Here is an 18413-nt window from a genome sequence, read left to right as displayed (position 1 = left end):
GGACAAGCCGTAAAGATATACAACGCCAACCTACGCTCGAAACGAGAAGGCAAGGTACGCGCGATGGTGGGCGAAGGTCTTGCTGTAAAGACAGAATTGATTGCCTACCCCGGTGAAGTCGCAACAGACCGCAAAGGGAACTTCCTTGGTTTCGTTATGCGGCTCGTTTCGGGCTATCGTCCACTTCACGAATTATACAGCCCCAAGTCGCGGATGCGCCATTTTCCGAAGGCGGACTACCGGTTTCTGATACATGCGGCGTTAAACGTTGCCCGTGCCGTTGGTAAAGTCCACCAAACGGGATGTGTGATCGGAGATTTGAACCATTCCGGCATTCTTGTCGCGCCCGATGCAACTGTTGCGTTGATTGATGCTGACAGCTTTCAGTTTCGCCTGAATGGCACGTCATACCCCTGTGTAGTTGGAGTGCCTGACTTCACACCACCGGAACTGCACGGCAAAAACCTAGCGTCGGTAGAGCGCACGATTGCGCACGACAACTTTGGCTTGGCGGTCGCGATCTTCCATTTGCTGTTTATGGGAAAACACCCATACGCCGGAATCCGCAATGGCCCTGAAACCTCAATGGGCGAAGATATTGCCCAGAATCGTTTCGCCTACTCGCAGTTGCGGCAATCTCATACACAGACCAAACCGCCGCCAGGTGCGTTGACGCTTGATCTGTTTCCAGATGTGGTTTCAAAGGCATTTGAAGACGCATTCGGACTATCACCGGGCGCGCGTCCTAGCGCGCTGGACTGGGTACATGCCTTATCGAGTCTGGAAGGCTCACTAAGCCGCTGTAGCAAGGTCAAGACTCACTATTACCCCAGCGCTGCCAAAGGCTGTGTATGGTGTAAGCTAACGGCAAAAAGCGGTCTGGATATGTTCCCGGACCAATCGGCGGTTACCCCCAATATCCCAACCGATGCGAAAGGCACCGAACAGGCCATTCGAGAGATATTGGCGTTCCGCTTCCCAACCGTTCACGACTTGCTTCCTACAGTCTCTGTCCGCGGTGCAAGTTCAGCGCTGCGCGAAGCCAAGAGCGGGAAACGCTGGCGCGCGCTTCTGGGCCTACTTATGATGGGCGGGGCGGTCGCAGGGTTCATATTCGCCGCGCCAGCATGGTTCATATGGATCGGCATGGCGTTTTGGGGTTGGTCTTTCGTCGGCGACCGCGAGGTATCGTCCAGCCCATTTGTGCAGGCCTTCAAGGATGCAGATGAAAAGGTACAGCGCGAGTTGAACGCATTCGTTCAGCGCAACGGGTTGACTGAGGTTGTGAAGGTGCGTGGCGATTTGGACGTCGCAATCGCCGCCTACAAGGGTCATGACGATGCGCTTGCCCGTGAGTTGATGATGCTCAAATCCAACCGAGAGTCGCGTCAGCGACAAGCTTATCTTGACCGTTTCTCAGTTCGCCGGGCAAACATTTCCGGTATCGGCCCGGCGAAGACGGCAACTTTGATTTCCTTCGGAATCGAAACCGCAGCCGATGTAAATCGTTCCGCCGTATTGCGGGTTCCGGGCTTCGGCGATGTGATGACGGGTAAACTGGTGGCATGGCGGCGTCGGCACGAGTCCCGGTTCAAATATGAAAGGACGCCCAACGCTCAAGATATAGCTGACGAACGTGCACTACGCGGGCGGTTTGCCGCTGAGAAATCCAAACTGGAGTCCACTATCCGCAACGGGTTGGGCACCCTACGCAACGCGCGTGCAAAGCTCGACCCGTTGCCCGCCCGCGCGAAGAACGACCGGGCACTCTCTGAGGCGCTGAACGCAAGGGCACAGGCCGAACGTGATTTGAAAGAACTGGGAGCTTCTGTCCCGGCGTCTACTGTGGCCTTGACGGTGACGCCGCCGCCGCGCCCTGTCCCGCAACCGCAAAAGGCGCTGCGCGTCGCGACGCCGCAGCCAAGGCAAAAGGCAAGAGTTTCCGGCAACCCAAGCTGCCCACGTTGCGGGTCCGCTATGCGGCGACGCTCAGGTCGCTACGGGCAATTTTGGGGTTGTTCGCGCTATCCGCGCTGTAAAGGAACACGGAACATCTGAGCGAAAAAACGTCACACATCACGTATCCTATCGACGTGTGACGATTGAAAAAAACCCTTAAAAATAAACGGTTGGAGTGTCGAATTGAGTTTCGAGTCTTCTCGACCGCACCAGAACTAGCTTGATCGGTTAGTTTTCGGCCTTATAAACAAGGGCATTCAGCATTTTCCGAGTGTGTCGCATAACGCAAACAGCACACACGGACAGCACACAATGGCCTTCAAATTGACTATCAAATACGTAGACCAAATCAGTGACACTCAGTGGCGTTTCCGTAGAAGGTGGCCAAAGAGGGTGCGCGAAATTCTTGGTGAGGACGCTTACCAGAAGCACATTAAGGCACGTGATGGAGCTGCCTTTCAGCGCGAGTATCAGTTTCACCTGAGAAATTTTGACGCCATTGTTGAGGATACCCTTAGGCGGCACCCTGAGGTTGATAACAGGTCGGCCACTCAGAAGTTCATCGATGCCCAGCGCCTAGCAGAGCAATACATGGAGGGTGTTCAAGGGTTGGACCCCGACGATAGCTGGACCCGTGGGGTAGTAGGGCACAGTCTGGCAGCCCGTGGTGAGGCCCCCGAAGTTGTTGCTGCTGTCCTTAACCCTGATCAGGAACCTCCCAAGCCAACACTGGCCGACATGCGGGACATTTATGCGAAAGACAATGGGCTTGCTGATGACAGGAAAGAGATGGTCAGGATTGACCGTACCTTTGGCCGACTAAGCGACGCGCTAAGGAAGTCTCTGGACGAGGTGACTATTGAGAGTATCGACCGGCTGACGGCCCGCGCGTTCAAGGACCATCTACTAGGACTTAAGAAGGCAAACGGGAAACCACTGGCACTAAAGTCGTGTCAGCGTGAGATGATTATTGTAGCCGCCGCTTATCGCCATGCAGTCAGGGAGCTAGAGATACCAGCGGGGCGCGACCCATTCGAGCGTCTAGCGTGGCCAAAAGAACAAGTCAGTTCACTAGACAAGAACGTCCCGCTACCTGACAGTGTTGTCGACGCTGTGCAGAAGACCTTAGAGGGTGGTCGAAGCAAAGACCTTCCTGATATGTGGCGGGTGCTGAAAGGAACCGGGATGCGACTTGGTGAAGCCTGTGGTCTACGCGTGAGCGATGTGGACCTGACCGGGGAAACACCTTCCATTCTGATCACCCCCAATGAAATCAACGGCATCAAGAATAGCAATAGTGACAGGTACGTTCCGATAGCCTCAGACAGCCTCAGGGAATCCCTCAGGGCGCGTGTTGAGGGGCGCAAGGGTGACCAGCCTTTGTTCCCTTCGTATGGCCGTGACGGAGGCCCTACGGCTGCCTCTGCGGCTTTGATGAAAGCGGTCAGAAAGAACACTGACGACAAGCGCATGAAGGTTCACGGGCTGCGCCACAGAGCAAGCGACAAGCTGAGAGATGCAGGGGCACCTGTGGAAGTACGTCATGGCTACCTAGGGCATTCCGCTCAGTCGGTTGCCGAGAATACTTATGGTGGGCGTGAGGCGCGGCTTAGAGAGTTCGCTAGGTGGGGCGTGAAGGCGGGGCTTTAAGAGGTTTGTTGGACAACTGAAAGGGCGGCACTTACACCGCCCTCAAAATGTTCTTCACTATTCAAAGTATGCCTTGGCCCTGCTAGCCAATTGGAGCGGGTTGTCGTTTTTCGCAATCCATTGACGAGGACAATTAGACCGCTTTAGATGAAAACGTGAACTTGCCTACTCAACTCGCATAGAGTTAGGAGCGGAACGCGCCTAGCTGCTTCCTCTGTCAACGTTTCGACCATTAGCCCGAGGCTGGAGGCACTCTCAATATCCGTTATCCATTTGTCGGGATAGTATCGAGCGTAATTACCTGAGATGAAGAGAGCCACATAGAAATAACCAAATTCGTTCAGCGGCAATTTGTCAGTATGATAGAAATTCTCCCCATGTTCTGAGTTCATGCAGTCTTGAAATGATGCGGAATATTGATTGTGGCGCGGCATGTCGATTTGGACAGTAGCTCCGCCTCCGCTAGGTATTGATACATTCACATTAGGAACGAGTGCAGGGGAAACCTTAACAAATTCAAAGAACGCTTCGACTTTCTCACTTTGGGCTGGGTGGATTATTGTTGTGAAAGTGCGACCGTCTGGTCCTGCAGTTAGGTTTGTCTCACCGCGTAGCAGTGAACTGTCGATCCCGTGAGTTCGCAAAAACTGTATCAGTGGGGGCAATTGACACAGGCATTCTAGAAGCGTCAGCCCCTTATCTGGGATTTCTGGCATTCTCTCATCAGAAACATCCGTCAATGCCCGTTTTCCTTTGATGCCGTGCGAAGCGTCAAGGAGTTCTCCATATGCTGGATGCTGCCTTGCAGACTGGTGCCACAGTTCGAAAGTCCCAAAACGGTCGCCTGTTGTTCCACTCAGCATTGGCTTTGCGAACAGGCTGGATGCAGAAGTCGTGAGGTCGTCAGTAGGTTTGGGATTACCTACTGTTGTGAGTAGTCCGTGGTGACGATGCTGTTCTCTAGCTCTATCGAGGCTGCTCTTCCCTGATTGCTTGAACAGTATTTCTGCTAACGCCAAGTTCATCGCTGAGTAATACAACAACACTGGACGCGTACCGAGAGAGACGGTTTTGGCCGCAAGGTAGTAGTCGTGGGCTAGGGAAAGACAGAGCCTAATTTGCCCAGCTTGCTTCTTCGCGTTCGATAAATGCTTGGCGGGTATTTGGTGAACTTCCTGAAGTATTTTTGTGACCAACTCAACGTTGTGGAATCTCCGCAACTGCCTCCACGCATAAGCGCTCGGGTCGGAGGAACGTGTTACGGTCACTTCTCTGATGATCAATGAAAACCTCTTGTGATTAATGCACCCACAGATGTGGCTCTTGGTTCCGATCTAGGTGTTGATAACAGCGAAGATAAAGCTGGGGAATGCAATTTGTTCAAGCGCCTCGTTAATACACTTCAGGGCAAAATAGCCGGATGTCTTCGTACTTAGGCCGCGCCGCTATATCAATCATGCGAAGTATCACCCAACAACCCATTAGGGTCAGTCTTAAGCCAGTGCTAGAATACACCAGAAAGAGGTCGGGAGAGATGAACTCTCCTAGGGGTCAACTTTTTCGTTTTAAATTAGCCACTTAATACGTTGTTCCCGTTAGATAAAAGTTTTGATTCAGTCCCTTCTTAAGGGGCGCCATCAGGGGGCACTCAAGGGTCGCATTCGCTCCGAAAGACCAATTGAGGATTGATGATGGTTTGCCATCACTTCTGGCACATACTTCATCACCATGTTCGCAAGAACAGGTAAGTCTGCGCCTTAAGGTTAGCACCTGATAGGGCACCTGAATAATTCAGGGATACCATCAGGGGCACCTTCACTATAAAGCTCGCGTCGTTACTCGCCATCGAATGAGACATGCCGTTCTTGTTCAATAACGGGACCAGCACCTCGCACGTGGGGGTTCCTCCAGCTTATTCCTCCCGCCCGGTTACGCATGAAGTGGCCCTGCACCCAATGGGCGCGACGCATTGACTTGCTCTTCTCGTCGCTCAAAGCACTCTCTTGGCTCGCTTGAACCTGACGCTTTCCCAATTCGCCCAGCTTAACCTTGACTATACTTTTGTTTGGTAGTGTTCGGCCTGACTTTTGCGCCCGACGCCTTTCCGCGCGCGGGAAGGCTGGCACTTCCTCTTTCTCCAGCATTGCCTTGTGTTCGAACAATATAGACATGCCAACAGCTATGCTTAAGAAGTCGAAGCAGAGGGTTTTCTCTTGTTTGATGGCGGCTTCTTCGGTGATCTCGTCACCAATCGCGTTGGCAAGCTTCAGTGTGGGTGAATGCAAAACTTCTACTGAAGCCCTTTGAGATTTGAAGACAAGAAGGTTGGGCAGCAAGCCCTCCTTGTTGGCATGAAATACTTGCGTGTAGAGGTTGTCTTGGTCTTGGGTGATAAGAGCAGCAGGCCACAAACCCGTTGCAGGTTCCGGTATTGTCAAAAGCATTGCGGGAAAGGGCAGTCGTACACTGCTGAACATGCTGTCGAGTCCGTCTTCCTGCATCTGAAAAGACAGATTGCGAAGCATCAGTTCAGCCTGTTCATCAATTTGAAATACTTGCGCGAACTCGAAAATTTCTCGTTGCCTCTCCCCGTGGAAGTCTAACTCTTCCAGAAGATCAGGAGCAAAAGCAGAGCGCGATGTGTTTTTCAGTGAAAACAGAACCGTAGGATAATGGTCGTAAAATTTCAGAAGGTTAGCGAGCATAGTTCAAATCCTAAGTTGACCGGAATAAAGCGCATTTCGTTTTCCCTCGACCCGGTCTATGGCCATTGGGTTGCCACTGCTAGCTACTTTTCACGATGATTGAATGTGACGGGCATGTACCAAACGACGGTGAGAACCTAAAGGTGACCCTAATGGTTGACCGTAGAGGTGACCCCAGAGGATTCTTCTAAGGTGTTGGCAGAGCTTGTTAAATGCTCGTTTCTTTCATGGTCTTTACCACCATCACGTTCCTAATTTTTGGCGAAAAATTGTGAGTGCCAGAGATAGAGCATAGAGCCACGCGATACCCCCCGGTGCCCCTGATCGAACCACCTAACAGCACACAAACAGCACACCTAGGTAGGTTCTATGTCACCACACGGGGCACCATCAGGCCGCCCGAGCGTTGAAAACAAGGGACATGCAGGGGATATGCAATCCTTTTTGCCTCATCAGGCACCACTAGAGGCGCAGGCAGCACATCGAACTGCCATGGTCTTTTTCCTGAGCGGCAAAGCGTCCGTGCAATGGGGCGTACAGACCAGTACACCTTAAGCGGAAACCTAAGCCACCACCTCAGGCCGCCATCAGGTCCCAGTAATATAATACCTTTTGGTATCGCGTTTGGTCAAGGATGAGGGGCACAGCATCATCGACCGTTAGGTATCGCCAACATGCGCGCCATCAGAACCACCAGTGAAGCTATATCATGACGCCCTGCCGTGGTACGTGTCGGTTGATGTGGAGAATGCGCTAGGTATGACCAAGGACGCCTTGAAGTATCACCGGAAGCAGACGTAGTCGGAAGATGAAAAGGGGGTAATTCAACTACCTCTCAATGGGAGGAAGGGGAAACTCCGGCGCGCTGTCATTTCTGAGAGCGGTCTGTACAAGCCCATCACTTGCACCGACAGCCTCAAGGTCAAGCCATTCCAAGAAGGGGTCACTCGCGCGGTGCTGCCAGCCATCCGAGACTTGGCCACGTAGCTGCCGTTCGCCGCCTTTGCAGTACTAGGCGCTACAAATGGCAGCTTCGTGTATATAGCGGACGGCGGACTTGTTAGTCAGTGCGTTCAGGAATCACAGAAATCTCGCGCATTTCCTTTGATATTATCGAAGAAAGTCTTAGTGTTCGTATCGACCGCTCTTTCGATGCCTCGCCGTCGACCAAAGCACATAGTTCCATGATCCAGCCTTTTTCCGATGAAACGGGATCGTAGCCAAAGCCTCCTCGATACCTGTATGCTAACGCTCGCCGAATATGGCCAAAATCTATTGCGTCTAAGTTTTTGACCGCTTCCCAAAAGCACTCGGCTCTCATCTCCGAAAGAAATGGTGCTTCAATGTTAACTTTTCGGTGTCTGCTGTAACGAACACACTGATAGAACGCCCACGGCTCTTCGGTGATAAACTTTAGGGTTTTTTTGGCTCGATTTTCTCGATCACTCGCATACAGATCCTCCCTAACTTTTATGATGTGTTTACGTATACGTTCAAAGTTATCCTTGTAATCTTCGAGCGTCAAAAAAACTTGGCCGAGTGCGCTATCTCTTTCCAAATACGTTTCATAATCACTAGGTCCGAGCGGTTTGAGTTGACCTTCGGCAGCAAGCTCGGTGATGTAGGCGATGGCTTCGCTCTCAATTTCCGCCAAGCTTTTTTCAGTAACCCCGGAGGTAGAAAGGAAGAGGAGAAAGGCATAACTGTGGAGGATGTCTCCGGGATCTGTTATTTCACGCCGGTCAATTTGGGTGAAAAGTTTCTCCAACACTGCACTGCTAGTCGCATCCGGTGTGTCCTGATATGAATAGAGTGTCCTCCAACATGCGATTTTCTCCTTGTCGGCCAGATGGTGGCTTCGAGCCGCTCGGGCCAGTATCAAGTCTGAGTTAAAACTACCGTCACATATCGCCTCGACCATGATGTCTTCGCCTAGAATTTGAAAGTCTGGGCTGATGTCTCGATGTCGGCTGTCAAACTCACCTCTAGGGTCGCCGCCTTTAGCCTTGCCGTCAGTCAAATGCTGCGCGACGCGTTCTTCTGTAGTTTGGTCCAAATGCTCTCGACGAATAGCGCCAACACGAATGGAACATGAATATACAGCAAATTCGTAAACGAGCTGGTTTAAGAAAGGTGCATTTTCCAAATACTCTTTTTCAAGGCAGTTTAGGCAGCGTTCGATGTCCCTAACTGTATGCCTAAGAATTCTCAGCGAATGAACCTTGGCTTCGTCAAACGCTGAGATTACTTGTCCTCGATTGGACAGTATCGCGGCTTTGATGTTCTCATCTTCAATCGCGCAACAAAAGTGGTCGAAAACGTCTCCTAGCTCTGGCGTAACAGTTATAGTTTGCCCGAACACCTTTTCTTTCCGCTCAGACAACTCATCTACAATTTTTTCATCGTGGGCGATGACAACGACTTTGCACTTTATTTGTTCAACGAGAACCGAGATTATTCCGAGTGCTGCGTCAACGGCTTTACATCTTTCCAAATCATCGAACACTACGATGTTTTCGTAAGTTAACTGGCTTCGGACTATTGAAGAGGTAGGTACACTTATTTGCGGAAGGCTTCTGTGGAAAATTGCCCCGTAGCTCTTGAGCTTTTCGAGGACATCTGCGGCTGTTGGGTGTAAAGCTGAGAAGATAGCCCTCTCTATTTCTTCGAGGTTAGACAACCCGTTGAGGCTCACGTACAAATAATTCGATGTTTCCAGTTTTTTGCAGACCCGGTAGGTCTTCCCGCACCCCCACTCTCCTCTGACTAGAATGGCATACTCTGGTTTTTTGATGTTGATGTAATAATCTAGGTATTTGTCGAGAGTAGACACAAGAAATCCTTGAAATATTGGAATCAGCGCATGGTCGCTCAAGTCCAAATGACCCGCAAGCAATTATGGAAAACCATATTTGCGATTTTTGACTTGCTGCATGAGCGAAAAGCCTTTTGTGATCAAAGGCAGCATCGGGGCTCAGAGCGGGCAGTCCCTGACGGCTGACGCCCAGCGTGCCAAAGCCATCAACGAAAAGCACCGTGAAGTGGTGACGCTAGGTCGCACCGCTAAGGAGATCGCTGCGGAGATCGGAGAAGAACTGATCGCGGTGAAGGCTGAGTTGAAACACGGGGAGTTCAAACCACGGGTCGCTAAGAACTGCACGTTCAGCTACAGCGCAGCCAAGGACTACATGAGTGTCTCGAAAGCAAAAAGACAGCACGCTGTCCTTTTCAACTGCGCTCAATCCATCCGCGAAGTCCTTGCCCTCGGCAAACCCAAGCCAACCCCCAAGCCAGAGACCCGAGCGGCGACCCTCGACGATCTCCGTAAGGTCGAACGCTTACGTGCCCTAAGGGACAACCCAGCGGCCACTGAAGGGGAGAAGAGGGCGGTTGGCAACTTTACCTTTGGAAAGCGGGGTGCCATATAGACCGCCCTAAATCCAGTCGTGGTAGTTTCCAGCCTATGTCTCAGAAAAAAGAAATGCCTCTCATCGGTTGGGTCATAATGACAGCGCTTGCTTGGCTCGGCTTGGCCGGTCTCAGTGACGGGGTAGTAGAGTGGAAAAGCTGGTTTGAGCAGGGCGTCATGCAACACTGGCGTTCCGTGAAAGAGTGGATTACTGCTGTGCTGCTTTGGTGGGTGCCTTTTCGGGTGCCGTCGTGGTTGATTGACTATTTGGTCATTGCAATGATCGTGGTCCGCACTTCACCTGTTCCGAGATGGAAAGAGAACTGGCGTTTCGGGCCGGAAGACGCGCAGGAAAAGTATGGATACATCCCGTTCACTTGGAAGTTGGAATGGGCAATGAGCCAAGTGTTCATTCGCTGGCCGCGCCTAGCGCTTTTGTTTTTCTCTTGGCCAATACTTTTCCCGCTCATGACGGTCGAAGCAATACGGGGTAGAGCGTTCGCGCCCGAAGTTAACGTTGACCCAAAAGAGAGGAGAAGCAAGGTAATTGGCTGGTATCGTCGGATTTCGTGGTCTTTTATCAGTTTCATCCCGGTTCTCTTTGTTTGCTCAACTATGCTTTATGAGCATGGTTAAACTCGATTGATTTCATTGGGCTTTCAATTCGCCCCCATACACGCCCGTTAGATTTCTATTGCAACTGCCTTGAATGATGGGTGGCGGCTGTTCCCCAGCAACAACAAGTTCCACGAATGGATGGCGTCCCGGCAACTTGCCGGAACAGAGGACAAGGACCGAGCCGCAGCCATGTGGGCGGCAGCCAACCCGACAGACTTCGCGGCCACCAAAGAGGCGCACCTTAAGGTTCGAACTGTGCGAGGACTTCACGCGAAGTTTAAGGCGGAGCTGAAGGCGGCGAAAACCGCATAATATCAGGTGCTTCGGCTATTTTGGTGGGCGCATTCGGTTATTCACCCCCACTTTAGCACAAACTGAACGGTGACAATCACTACTGATGAGCCCCGAAGGTTGCCGCTAATCTCGGCTGAAAACGTTCGTGAAGTCATGCGGTTATGGCAATTTCATCGGGCGCAATCGGTAATTCACCCACACTTTTGCACTCACAGAACCGCCGTGATCACCGCTGAGGTACCTTATTCCAGCATCTTCACTCGGCCCTTCCGGTCACCATAACCCGACCCCCAACATCATCCAAAGGATACCCATGACAGACACATGGACGATGCCCACGCCTCAGAGCATGGGATGTAAGCCGCTGACCCGACCCCAGCAGGATGCCTTCGCCAATCTCTGGAAGGCCAAGAAGATGAAATACAAGCCGAGGGCAGAGCGTGAGGAGCTTTGCCGGAAGGTTTACACTAGCAAGTCACGGGTGGCACTGTGTCGTGCGCTCATGCCGAAGCAAACGAAGAAGCAAGAGAAAGAGCACAAGAAGAATAGGCGACCTTTGACCAAGCCCCAGATTGAACGTGAAGCCAAGCAAGTCGCCACCAATCAAAAGCGCAGTGAGACCATGAAGGAGCTTTGGGCAGAACAGAAGGCCGCCAATGAACTTGCCGAGCGCCGCCGACAGTGGGTGAGCATGAAGGTTGCCGAGTGGCGACAACATAGGGCAGCCGAGTTTGAAGCCGAACTGAAGGCAGAGGTACCGCTCCGCGAAGATAACCCGGATTGGTTCGAACAGATGAACAAGGCGGCACTCAAGGCGCGGGAACTCGCTGCTGGTCTGGATGCGTCGGCAGTTGAGACCGGGCTGATTGCTGAGTTTGAAAGACGAAACAGTGTCTTGCACCAGAACCAATATGAAAATGTCGTGAAAACAGCGGCTTACCAACAACACATACTACATGAATAACACATGGTAGTTTTGTTCCCCCTTACGGCGTTTCTTATCCTTTGGCCGTGAGGGGACCTTGGCGGGCGTCCTAGATGTGTGCTTCGGGACGCCTGCCGCCCTTCTCCCAATCAATCCCCATTCCCCCAATCACCTGTCACCGAAAGGAAGGTAGACATGACCAAGATCACTTTCATTGACCGCCCTTGCGGAACAGGGAAGACCACGGAACTCATCGACGAATTGAAGCAGTGGAACCCGGACACGCATATGCCTGTACTTGTGGTGACCCCGCGATTGTCAGAGGTCCAGAGGATAGTTTCAGGTGCCCCTGAGGCCATGCTAACAGTCCCCGAGGGTGCCAACAAAACGGTAGACATTGAGGGGCTGCTTAAAGCTGGCGCAAACATCGTCTGCACGCACGCCCTCTACATTCGCCTTGAGCATCTGGCGATGGCAGGATTGCTAGACCGTTACCGTCTGGTGATCGACGAATGCCCGACGCCTCTTGAGATTGGTCCTGCCATCAGCAAGCGCAACTTTCAGGAACAGGTGCTGGATACAGGCTTTGCCAGCGTCGACACACTTACACAGAAAGTCACTCCGAACCCGCTTTGGTTCCAACACATGACCAACACGGGACTAATGGGCACCCTAGGCCGACTATTGCAGGAAGCCTCAAGGGGTCGCCTGTTCGTTGCAGAGGATGGCCGACCCATCGTTCTGGCAATCCCCACAACACTGCTTACGGCACCTTCAAGCCTGACAATCCTCACGTATCTCACAGAGGGCAGCATGATCGCAGCCTATCTCGACCGGATTGGTGCCCCGTATGACGTCCAGAAGTGGAAAGGTGAGGGAGACTGGATATGCGCCCAGCGCGACCTGATCAGCGTCGAAACGATGGACCTTCCGATGGTCAAAGGGAAGCCTATGAAGTTGACCCATAGCGGCCAGACCAATCGGCTACCCCCTAATGTTGCCAAGACGCTGGGTAGCAAACTCCGTAAGATGTACTTTGATGGACCCCTGAGAGACACCCCGAAGGAAAACATCATGATCACCTGCGCGGCCAACCTCTACTTCGACGGTGGTGCTGACAAGCGCAGGAAGGCAAGTGCGATGATGAAAAGTACAGGTCTGTACGGACGCTGGTCTGAGGTCGACGGACAGTGGAAAGTGAAGGGGGGTCTGCAATGGGTTGCCAACCAGACCCGAGGAATCAACGACTACATCAAATGTTCACATGCCTTCTACCTGTACGATCAGCACCCCAATCCTGTCTTGTGTGGTTATCTGAAGAAGGACCCAGACAAATGGGGCGAGCAGTATGCTCTGACTGAGTTCGTACAATGGCTCTATCGTTCCCGTGTTCGCATTGGGGAACCTGTCACAGTCTATGTCCCGTCTGAAAGGATGAGACGCATCCTGACCGACTGGCTTAACTCTGCCAAACCCAGACGACTGCCGATAGCAGCCTAAGTAGAACCCTTACAGTTCACCATCGCACCCAAATTTCTCGCCCTGCCTTCCTGCCCGAAGGTGGGGCCTTTTCTATTTCGAAAGGATAACCCCATGCCGAAACCTATGGTGCCCCCTAGGACGGGACCAAAGAAGCGCGTGCTTGTCCCCGGCAAACTTAAAGGCCGTAAGGCACGGACCGAGTTCGCCCGCGAAAGATACATGACGCCGATGCAGAAGGCCGAAGCTGAACGCAAGTCTCTGAGGTCTGCCAGTCACCCCATAAGGCGCATCCAAACGACCCGCTTAGAGAACGTCCTGTGGGACATGTTCGGTGACGTTGAGGTGGGCCGGATGTTGGACAAGATGAGAGATCGCCGCTCAGCCCTTGGCTACGAAGGCTACAAGCTGCCGGTGAACGTGCCCGTGAGGTTGAAGCCGACCACTTATGTCTTGCTGGACATAATCCGCGAACGCTTCGCTGAAGCACACCCAGAAATCCCGTTTGAACTTGGAAACCAAGAGATCGTCGCTGGTCTCTTGGCGAAGGGTTTGGAGGCCATCGCGGCCTCTGAGGACGACGTATTCAGCGACACTCTCCCAACAAAAGGATAAGAATATGAAGACTAAGCGTATCGTCGTAGCGCACCAACGCCGCAGCAATCAGACGGCATCGACTGACTACAGCGGTGACGACAACTGGAAGATCACCAAGGCACAGGATGCAGACCTGTATTCCTTCGAATGGCGGGACCACCCGCAAGCGCCTTGGAAGGTGGTTGTGAGCTATGTCAAACCTATCGACCTCTACAACCGTGTCCGCGTTCACTTCGCCTCTAAGGCTGGCGAAGATGCTGAACAAGTGGACCTGCGCGCAGACATTGGCAACGCCCTGCTGCGGACGATCTACGGCAACGCCAAGGGTCACTTCACAGGCATGAAAGCGGCCAACTCAGGGCCGTCCCTAGAAGAACGCCTGAACGCAGAACTGGCGGCTGGCCAGATCACCACCACGCGAGTGGACCAGATCAAGCGCACAGTCGCCAAACGCAAGCGCGAGACCTTCAACCGCATCGCTCGTGAGAGATCACAGACGCAACCCAACACCTGAAAAGGACTGAAAAACAATGAACCCATATGAAGGCATGAGCCTCGAAGAAGCTTCCGCCGCAATGGACGCTCGAGGTGTCACCAAGGGCATCCTGATGGAAAACGGGATGACGGCTGGTGGTGAATACATCGCTGGTCAGGAAACACCACAAAATGTAGCTGCTTCCGTCCGCAATGATGGCGGTTTTCGCACGGTCGAAGTTGAACCCGGAAACCCCGCAAGCCGAACCTCTGTTGAGGCTGCACTGGCCGCAGGTCTGATCACAAAAGAACAGCTTGAGGCGAACCCTAAGGTCGAACCGGAAGGCAAGCCCGAAGGGTCCCAAGGTGACGACGATCTGACAGACCAACTAGGGCCTCAGGACTTGGACCAACTGCTTGGCGAAGAAAACACTGACATCGTGAACACGCTGCTCGATAGCATGGGCGAAGAGGCGACAAGTGCCATCCTTGGCCAATCGATTGAAGACGGCAATGTGATCGACGTTGACGCCATTCGAGAGGCGCTGGGTGAAGGTGCACCCGATGAAGCCGTTGAAGACGCCCTTAATGACATTGCAGACGTGCTTGAAGATGGTCTGGACTATCTGAGTGAACAAGTCGCTGCCGCAGGTATGGACCCCGATATGGTGGCCCAAGTCGTCGCCAATGACCCCGAACTTCTGGCCGAAGGTAAAGCTGCCTTCGCTCAATTCCTGACCGACGGTTCGATGACAGGCATCAAAGCCATCATCGACAAGGTCTACGCATAACCCAACCCCCAAAAGGATTTACTACTCATGAACGAACTAGACCAATTCCTACCCCAAGGTATCCGCTCGTATGAACTTAAGGCGGAAGCCAACCGTGCAGCCCGTGAAGTGGCCGCTAAGGAACTCTCGGAAAGCATAGCTAAGGAAGCTGAAGCCACGGCTGAACGGCTGAGACAAGAGCGCCTGCGCGAAGGTGGCACTAATGCTGTCGTTATTGACGCCTATAAGGAACTCGTGAACCAACGCGCAAAGGACGACGAAGAGGCCGCCCGCAACGCTGTGTATAGGGTTCAGCAACCTGATGAAATCCAGTTTCACTTCCGCCGCGTTGGCAATGTGGTTTGCCGTGTCTCCGGTCCTATCCCTGAGGGTTGTGAGAACAGCCCTTACTACGGCTACACATACGCCGAAGTTGAACCCCCAGCCGATCCAGTGGCCGAAGCTGTGAAGGCGGCGAAGGAAGCCAAGGACCGGAAGATGAACGAGTTCCGTGCCACCATGGCGCAACAGGCAGCCGCACAAGATGCCGATACGTCGAAGGGTATGGACATTCCCAAGACTGACGCGGAACGGATTGCAGAGCTTGAGGCGCAGGTTGCAGACCTGACCGCCAAGTCCAAGCGGAAAGCGTATGGCTCCAAATGAGCGAACGGGACGACCACTATGGGGGCATCGAGCAAATCAGGGTTCTGTTGAGGGAGAAATTCCTCGACGGTCTGACCTACGGTGTCCCTGAGATTGACCCCGCCTCTGGTGAGGTCATCTCTCGCTCTGAGCCTAAGGCAAGCTGGTTGGCAGAAGCCCACAGGTTCTTGAACTCTGAGGACAAGAAACGTGAGGCCGAAGAAGCCGAAGCCAAAGAGAAGGCACGACAGAGTACCGCCTTAGAGGAAGCCATAGGAGAACTGCCTGAGTTTCCCGAGGATGAAGGTAACGCACTCAATCCGAATACAACCATCAACTGACCCTTAACTCCCCCCTGAAGAGGCACTGAGTGGCTGCTACGGTTTACCCCCGTGGTGGTTGCTTGGGGCCTCATTGCGATCTGGGTCTAAGTGAGAAAGAGAAAATGACATATACCGACATGATCACCGCCTTAGGGGCGGCCCATAAGGAACTCCGAGAGGCTGGCCTGAGGGCGTCCGATGCCTACGTCGCACTCGAAACTGTGACCCACCGAATGGCTGATTTCGACGGTTCCGAGACTGACGCCAAAGTGACGGCTCTGGACTACGTTGTAGCCAAAGCCAACCTCGAAGTTGCTGAGCGCGTTCGTTCCGCTGCCCGCGATGAGTTCAACCGTTCTTACCTTGTCCTACTGAGGGCTGGGGTACCCCAATTCGAACGATAGAATGCCAAATCGGGCCTCCACAAATTCGCGTGCGCGGTAAACCGTTTAGGCCACTGGAACCAATGTCTCTGAAGGCAAGTTTGGTCAGCGAGCAGATATGATGCTAAACTTGCCTCAAACTCATTTCGCAATGAAGTGTTGAAAGTTTGGAGGCGTTGTCATGGCAAGTCCAACATGGAGCAAACTGGAGTACGATGGAGTCATCACCGCCGCAGACGGTTCTGTGAAGTGGTTTGAGATAAGAAGAGAGTTCAAGACCCAAGACCGCTGGGAGACGTTGGTATTGTCGGAAGACAGAACACCTCCGGATTGTTGGGTGAAGCTGTCAAGTACGTTGTACAGCGTTGTTTCATTTCGGACGATCAAATGTGAGTTTCAGCTTCGAGACCTGAATGAACGTGGCAAAGTTGAGAGAAACTTTGGGACGCTAGTAGCTGGAATAGGTGTCGCCGGGCTTTTTGCCGCCGCAACCGTGCTTACTGGGGGACTTGCAGCGGGTGTCGCTGTCGCAGGCGCGGGCTTGTTGATTGGTGGCGCGAAAATTGGGAACGATGGAGTTGAAAAAATGAACGGGCCGAGGTGGGGCAAGGGCGGAACACTACCCTGTTTGCCACCTAGTGCTTGGTCAGTACAAAGCAGATCGACAATTCTGGGTCCTGTGGTAAGAAATGTTAAGATCAACTGTACGCGCCCGATCACGGGTCTGAGTTCATGGCATCCTCAAGATCCGTTAGACGACGGAGAAATCCCAACTCCTCCTAGTTTCAGTGAAGAAACCCTACAGCCCGAAGAAAACTGACGGCACCGAAAATGGCATCAAGAAAAAGCGACGGTTTCACATGAGTTTGGATGAAGTTGAACACAGTAGGTATGTTTGACCAGTTTTCATTCCTCCCAATTAATTAACACGCGTTGACAGTATAAACAGCACACATTACCACAGGATACAGCACACATTTGGGGAAAGCTGAAGGACGCCTTGGGGCGCTTTGTCCATAAAAATAAGGGGCTTGGGGCGCTAGTTCGATTGTTCTAGATGCTTCTCGACCGCACCAACTTTTAGTGAAAGAACAGGTAGTTGAGGGCGGGTGCGAAGATTTCATTCGGTGTGGTGCCCACTGTGCGACGTCCGAAAGGGTTGCCGAAGACAGAGGTGCCATGTGAAAGATCCGCTTTCAGAACTTGAATCAGTTCCGCATTTTGGACGTTCATCGGAATGCCGAGGTTTCTGCCCGGTAGAACCCCTAGGGTATTTTCTTGGTCGGCCATTCTGAAACACGAACAGGCCGCAGTCTCGCTGAGTGTGACATTTCAGGTGTTCAGGTGACGGGCGCAACCTGACCCGTGACCTGAACCCAAGGCCCGGTCCTCTCTAGACCTTTTGGAAATAGACGCCCACACCATCGATTTCGTTGATCGCGGGTGGCTGATAGCCCACTTCGTCAAGATAGTCATGAACGGCAGCTTTGGCTGCGGGAACCACGTGATAGTCGTCAACGATGATCCAACCACCTTTCGAGACCTTGCCGAAAAGGTGCCGCAAAGGATCTATGGTTGATTCATACATGTCGCCGTCAAGACGCAGCACTGCAATCTGCTCACTGGGCACCAGTGGCATGGTGTCCTTGAAAAAGCCCTCGATGAGCACGACATTATCGTCCAAAAGCCCGAACTTTTCAAAATTCGCCCTTACAGAATCGGCTGACACGGCCAGGGCATCGTACTTGTGGAAATCAGACCCCTTGTCGTGAGGATACAGTTCTTCATTCGGCTCGGGCAACCCCTTGAAAGAGTCACACAGAACGACACGTCTGTCATTCTGGCCATATGTAAAGAGAACTGCTTTCGCAAAGATGCTGGCACCGCCACGCCATACTCCGGTTTCTACAAAGTCGCCGGGAATCTGGTTGCCGATGACGGATTCCACCATGGCGCGAACATTGGCCAATCTCTTGCTGCCCACCATAGTGAAAGCAACAGACGGCCAATCCCAACCGTATTCGCGGTGTTTGGAGTTGTAATCCGGTTTGGTGTCTCCAAACAGAATTGGTGGGTCTTCATAGATCGTGCCATCCAGGGCACGGGCAACCGTGGTCAGATATTGTTCCCGAAGTTCCGCGAGCATAGATAATAACCTTGCATAGATGTCTGGCTGGTTCTG

The 18413-nt window shown here is 52.7% G+C and carries 17 protein-coding genes; 12 read left to right on the top strand and 5 right to left on the bottom strand.

The features are described from left to right. Nucleotides 1–63: 63 nt before the first annotated feature. Together GS611_RS05875 and GS611_RS05870 are read left to right on the top strand one after the other, a co-directional pair. On the top strand, nucleotides 64–2058 hold the full coding sequence (locus GS611_RS05875) for a topoisomerase DNA-binding C4 zinc finger domain-containing protein (RefSeq protein ID WP_371732228.1): 1995 nt from the start codon (nucleotides 64–66) through the stop codon (nucleotides 2056–2058). Nucleotides 2059–2271: 213 nt separating this feature from the next. Further along, nucleotides 2272–3609 (top strand): site-specific integrase, encoded by a 1338-nt coding sequence (locus GS611_RS05870; protein WP_171633201.1) that lies wholly within the window; start codon nucleotides 2272–2274, stop codon nucleotides 3607–3609. Nucleotides 3610–3752: 143 nt separating this feature from the next. Here the strand turns inward: GS611_RS05870 and GS611_RS05865 are convergent, their stop codons facing one another. From GS611_RS05865 to GS611_RS05855, 3 genes are all read right to left on the bottom strand, one after another. Further along, nucleotides 3753–4892: a YaaC family protein gene (locus tag GS611_RS05865; protein ID WP_171633199.1), complete on the bottom strand. Its 1140-nt coding sequence runs from the start codon at nucleotides 4890–4892 to the stop codon at nucleotides 3753–3755. A 552-nt stretch (nucleotides 4893–5444) separates the two neighbouring features. Further along, nucleotides 5445–6314, bottom strand: coding sequence for a hypothetical protein (locus tag GS611_RS05860; protein WP_171633197.1), 870 nt, complete (start codon nucleotides 6312–6314; stop codon nucleotides 5445–5447). Between the two features lie 1060 nt (nucleotides 6315–7374). Continuing rightward, nucleotides 7375–9189: a hypothetical protein gene (locus GS611_RS05855; protein WP_171633194.1), complete on the bottom strand. Its 1815-nt coding sequence runs from the start codon at nucleotides 9187–9189 to the stop codon at nucleotides 7375–7377. A gap of 58 nt (nucleotides 9190–9247) precedes the next feature. On the opposite strand from GS611_RS05855, the gene GS611_RS05850 reads away from it, so the two are divergent. The 10 genes from GS611_RS05850 (at nucleotide 9248) to GS611_RS05805 (ending at nucleotide 17051) form a co-directional block, all read left to right on the top strand. Then, nucleotides 9248–9742, top strand: coding sequence for a hypothetical protein (locus tag GS611_RS05850; protein WP_171633192.1), 495 nt, complete (start codon nucleotides 9248–9250; stop codon nucleotides 9740–9742). Nucleotides 9743–9819: 77 nt separating this feature from the next. Next, nucleotides 9820–10359 carry a hypothetical protein gene (locus GS611_RS05845; RefSeq protein ID WP_171633190.1) on the top strand — a complete coding sequence of 180 codons (540 nt, stop codon included), beginning with the start codon at nucleotides 9820–9822 and terminating at the stop codon, nucleotides 10357–10359. Between the two features lie 589 nt (nucleotides 10360–10948). Then, nucleotides 10949–11599 (top strand): hypothetical protein, encoded by a 651-nt coding sequence (locus GS611_RS05840; RefSeq protein ID WP_171633188.1) that lies wholly within the window; start codon nucleotides 10949–10951, stop codon nucleotides 11597–11599. A gap of 156 nt (nucleotides 11600–11755) precedes the next feature. Next, complete coding sequence (locus GS611_RS05835) at nucleotides 11756–13060, top strand: hypothetical protein (protein WP_171633185.1); 1305 nt, start codon at nucleotides 11756–11758, stop codon at nucleotides 13058–13060. A gap of 93 nt (nucleotides 13061–13153) precedes the next feature. Further along, nucleotides 13154–13654 (top strand): hypothetical protein, encoded by a 501-nt coding sequence (locus tag GS611_RS05830; protein WP_171633182.1) that lies wholly within the window; start codon nucleotides 13154–13156, stop codon nucleotides 13652–13654. 4 nt (nucleotides 13655–13658) lie between these two features. Then, nucleotides 13659–14150, top strand: a complete 492-nt coding sequence (locus GS611_RS05825; RefSeq protein WP_171633180.1) for a hypothetical protein — start codon at nucleotides 13659–13661, stop codon at nucleotides 14148–14150. A 16-nt stretch (nucleotides 14151–14166) separates the two neighbouring features. Next, entirely contained in the window at nucleotides 14167–14901 is a 735-nt protein-coding gene (locus GS611_RS05820) for a hypothetical protein (protein ID WP_171633177.1), read from the top strand. Nucleotides 14902–14928: 27 nt separating this feature from the next. Further along, nucleotides 14929–15546, top strand: a complete 618-nt coding sequence (locus GS611_RS05815) for a hypothetical protein (RefSeq protein ID WP_171633174.1) — start codon at nucleotides 14929–14931, stop codon at nucleotides 15544–15546. Further along, nucleotides 15543–15866 carry a hypothetical protein gene (locus GS611_RS05810; RefSeq protein ID WP_171633173.1) on the top strand — a complete coding sequence of 108 codons (324 nt, stop codon included), beginning with the start codon at nucleotides 15543–15545 and terminating at the stop codon, nucleotides 15864–15866. The genes GS611_RS05815 and GS611_RS05810 overlap by 4 nt, the downstream gene beginning before the upstream one ends. A 546-nt stretch (nucleotides 15867–16412) precedes the next feature. Continuing rightward, nucleotides 16413–17051, top strand: a complete 639-nt coding sequence (locus tag GS611_RS05805) for a hypothetical protein (RefSeq protein ID WP_171633170.1) — start codon at nucleotides 16413–16415, stop codon at nucleotides 17049–17051. Between the two features lie 260 nt (nucleotides 17052–17311). On the opposite strand, the gene GS611_RS05800 is transcribed toward GS611_RS05805, so the two are convergent. Both GS611_RS05800 and GS611_RS05795 read right to left on the bottom strand, forming a co-directional pair. Further along, nucleotides 17312–17521: a hypothetical protein gene (locus GS611_RS05800; RefSeq protein WP_171633168.1), complete on the bottom strand. Its 210-nt coding sequence runs from the start codon at nucleotides 17519–17521 to the stop codon at nucleotides 17312–17314. Nucleotides 17522–17624: 103 nt separating this feature from the next. Next, nucleotides 17625–18377 (bottom strand): TylF/MycF/NovP-related O-methyltransferase, encoded by a 753-nt coding sequence (locus tag GS611_RS05795; RefSeq protein WP_171633165.1) that lies wholly within the window; start codon nucleotides 18375–18377, stop codon nucleotides 17625–17627. Nucleotides 18378–18413 lie beyond the last annotated feature (36 nt).

It is taken from the genome of Ruegeria sp. HKCCD6119 (genome assembly GCF_013110585.1).
Taxonomy (GTDB): domain Bacteria; phylum Pseudomonadota; class Alphaproteobacteria; order Rhodobacterales; family Rhodobacteraceae; genus Ruegeria.
Note: the sequence above shows the minus strand (reverse complement) of the source record. Positions and strands in the feature narration are given on the sequence as shown.

What these genes read in the sequence shown, in the direction of transcription:
- GS611_RS05875 (WP_371732228.1), top strand. Translation starts at nt 64, where the DNA reads ATGGTGGGCGAAGGTCTTGCTGTAAAGACAGAATTGATTGCCTACCCC.
- GS611_RS05870 (WP_171633201.1), top strand. Translation starts at nt 2,272, where the DNA reads ATGGCCTTCAAATTGACTATCAAATACGTAGACCAAATCAGTGACACT.
- GS611_RS05860 (WP_171633197.1), bottom strand. Translation starts at nt 6,314, where the DNA reads ATGCTCGCTAACCTTCTGAAATTTTACGACCATTATCCTACGGTTCTG.
- GS611_RS05850 (WP_171633192.1), top strand. Translation starts at nt 9,248, where the DNA reads ATGAGCGAAAAGCCTTTTGTGATCAAAGGCAGCATCGGGGCTCAGAGC.
- GS611_RS05845 (WP_171633190.1), top strand. Translation starts at nt 9,820, where the DNA reads ATGACAGCGCTTGCTTGGCTCGGCTTGGCCGGTCTCAGTGACGGGGTA.
- GS611_RS05840 (WP_171633188.1), top strand. Translation starts at nt 10,949, where the DNA reads ATGACAGACACATGGACGATGCCCACGCCTCAGAGCATGGGATGTAAG.
- GS611_RS05835 (WP_171633185.1), top strand. Translation starts at nt 11,756, where the DNA reads ATGACCAAGATCACTTTCATTGACCGCCCTTGCGGAACAGGGAAGACC.
- GS611_RS05830 (WP_171633182.1), top strand. Translation starts at nt 13,154, where the DNA reads ATGCCGAAACCTATGGTGCCCCCTAGGACGGGACCAAAGAAGCGCGTG.
- GS611_RS05825 (WP_171633180.1), top strand. Translation starts at nt 13,659, where the DNA reads ATGAAGACTAAGCGTATCGTCGTAGCGCACCAACGCCGCAGCAATCAG.
- GS611_RS05820 (WP_171633177.1), top strand. Translation starts at nt 14,167, where the DNA reads ATGAACCCATATGAAGGCATGAGCCTCGAAGAAGCTTCCGCCGCAATG.
- GS611_RS05815 (WP_171633174.1), top strand. Translation starts at nt 14,929, where the DNA reads ATGAACGAACTAGACCAATTCCTACCCCAAGGTATCCGCTCGTATGAA.
- GS611_RS05810 (WP_171633173.1), top strand. Translation starts at nt 15,543, where the DNA reads ATGAGCGAACGGGACGACCACTATGGGGGCATCGAGCAAATCAGGGTT.
- GS611_RS05805 (WP_171633170.1), top strand. Translation starts at nt 16,413, where the DNA reads ATGGCAAGTCCAACATGGAGCAAACTGGAGTACGATGGAGTCATCACC.
- GS611_RS05800 (WP_171633168.1), bottom strand. Translation starts at nt 17,521, where the DNA reads ATGGCCGACCAAGAAAATACCCTAGGGGTTCTACCGGGCAGAAACCTC.
- GS611_RS05795 (WP_171633165.1), bottom strand. Translation starts at nt 18,377, where the DNA reads ATGCTCGCGGAACTTCGGGAACAATATCTGACCACGGTTGCCCGTGCC.